The organism is Streptosporangium sp. NPDC002721 (assembly GCF_042888905.1).
In the GTDB taxonomy this organism is placed as follows: Bacteria; Actinomycetota; Actinomycetes; order Streptosporangiales; family Streptosporangiaceae; genus Streptosporangium.
Genome location: NZ_JBIAQI010000088.1, coordinates 1 through 2,086 on the forward strand (window position 1 = coordinate 1; position 2,086 = coordinate 2,086).

Annotated in this window: 2 protein-coding genes; one reads left to right on the forward strand and one right to left on the reverse strand. The window is 68.4% G+C overall.

Annotated elements, in window-relative coordinates; genetic code table 11:
• Positions 1 to 1,889 (reverse strand): hypothetical protein (locus ACFYWM_RS44655; protein ID WP_389927973.1); only part of this gene is annotated, 1,889 nt, incomplete at its 3' end.
• On the opposite strand from ACFYWM_RS44655, the gene ACFYWM_RS44660 reads away from it, so the two are divergent.
• Positions 1,879 to 2,086 (forward strand): hypothetical protein (locus tag ACFYWM_RS44660; RefSeq protein ID WP_389927975.1); only part of this gene is annotated, 208 nt, incomplete at its 3' end. The genes ACFYWM_RS44655 and ACFYWM_RS44660 overlap by 11 nt on opposite strands.

Here is a 2,086-nt window from a genome sequence, read left to right on the forward strand (position 1 = left end):
GAGCCTTGACCGGCGGCTGAGGGGTCGTGTTCGACTTGGGCTTCCAGGCGTAGTGGTCGTGATTCGGGGTCGCCGCCGTCGGCGGAGAAGGTCGGTTGCGTGGACGGCAATGTCCACAACCCTGAAGTTTGCTGTCCTGGGGAGGCTGAGAGGTCTGAGACCACGGGCTTGGAGGTGTCGATCCGTCCGGCCTGCCATTCTGACCACGGTCCGGACACCAGCGCACCGGGAGAACTGCTGGGCTGCACCACCGCGCGAACTCGCCACCGGATCAGCCAGCCATTCTGCAACCCTGCCGCCGCAGGGGACTGATGCGAGGCCGAACACGTCTGCCCCGTGAAACAGGTCTCTCCGAAGGTCCTCCCCTGCCCCGACCAGATCAGCCCCGACCCCTGGCCGGTGGCCGAAGGGTCGTGTTCGACCTCCGCCTCCAGCACACCAGGCCGCCGATCGACATCGGAGATCGCGGCGGTGAAGGCCGGGTTGGCGCTCGGCAACACCCACAATCCCGACACTAGCTGACCGACAGGTGCCGACACCTTGCTCACAACGGGCGCGGCCGGGATCGTCTTGAAGATCGTCGTGTCCACACGAGCCGACACCCACCCCGACCACGGCCCAGACACCCCGGACGTGGTGGTGGCCCGTGCCCGCCAGCGGATGTGCCAGCCGTCGGTCAGCTTCCCGGCCGCGACGACCGCCCAGGCGTTGGTTCCCGGCGCGTATGCCTTGTCCGAGGAACCCGACCAGATCGGGCCCGTGCCCTGACCGGCCGCGGCCGGGTCGTGCTCCACTTCCACATTGAGCTTGCTCGACCGGTTCTCCGGGTCGGTCACCTTTGCGTACAGCCACGGCGCCAACGTCCCCGCCGTCCACGACGCGGAACCTTGGAGGGCCGGATCCATGCCCAGCGACTCGACCGACGGCTTATGGAGATCAACGCGTGCTTGGGTCCAGTCGGTCCACGGGCCGAGAACACCGGTGGTGGTCTCCCCACGTACCCGCCAGCGGACCTTCATCCCATCGGACAGCTTCCCGCCCGGCACCTGCACCAGCGCGTTGTCGCCGGAGCGGTACGGCTGAGCGCTCTTCCCGGCCCAGATCAAGCCGCTGCCCTGGCCGGTCGCTGCCGGGTCGTGCTCGATTTCCACGGCGAGCAGGGAGTCTCTGTTCTCCGGGTCGGTCACCTTCGCATACAGCCACGGCGAAGTCGCCGCCGCTGTCCATGTCCCGGCATCCCAGGTCGCCGGCGTCATCGACAATCCCGCCACCGACGGTTTGCGGAGGTCGATGCTCGTAGCGGTCCAGTCGGTCCACGGGCCGAGAACACCGGTGGTGGTCTCCCCGCGTACCCGCCAGCGGACCTTCATCCCATCGGACAGCTTCCCGCCCGGCACCTGCACCCACGCGTTACCGCCGGAGGCGTAGGCGGTGGCGCCCCTGCCCTCCCAGATCAGCCCCGTGCCCTGCCCGGCCGCGGCGGGATCGTGCTCGAACTGCACCCACAGCCTCGAAGTACGCGAGTCAGGGTCGCTGACCTTGGCATACACCCATGGCGTAACCGATGAAGCCGTCCACGACGTCGCACCCCTGGTCGCCGGAGTCAATCCCACGTCGGAAGCAGCCGGCTTCGTCACATCGACGACGGCACTCTGCCAGGGTGACCATTCGCCTTCGACGCCCGCGGTGGTGACGCCGCGTACCCGCCAGCGGACCTTCATCCCGTCTGTCAGCTTCGCGGCCGGTACCTGCACCCATGCGTTGCCGCCGGAGGTGTAGGAGGTGGTGCCCCTGCCGGACCAGATCGGTCCGGTGCCCTGTGCGGGCGCGGCCGGGTCGTGTTCGATCTCCGCGCCCAGTACCAGTTTCGATCCATTGGTGCTGGTCACCTTCGCGTACAGCCATGGCGTGGCCGAGGCGATCGTCCAGGAGTCGGTGCCGCGGGTGGCCGGCACCGCGCCCAGGCCGTTGCCGGCGGTTCCGCTCACCGCGACCGTGGCCTCCTGCCATTCGGACCATTGGCTGGTCACTCCGGTTGAGGTGGAGGCTCGTACTCGCCAGCGGATGAGCCAGCCGTCTTTCAGTT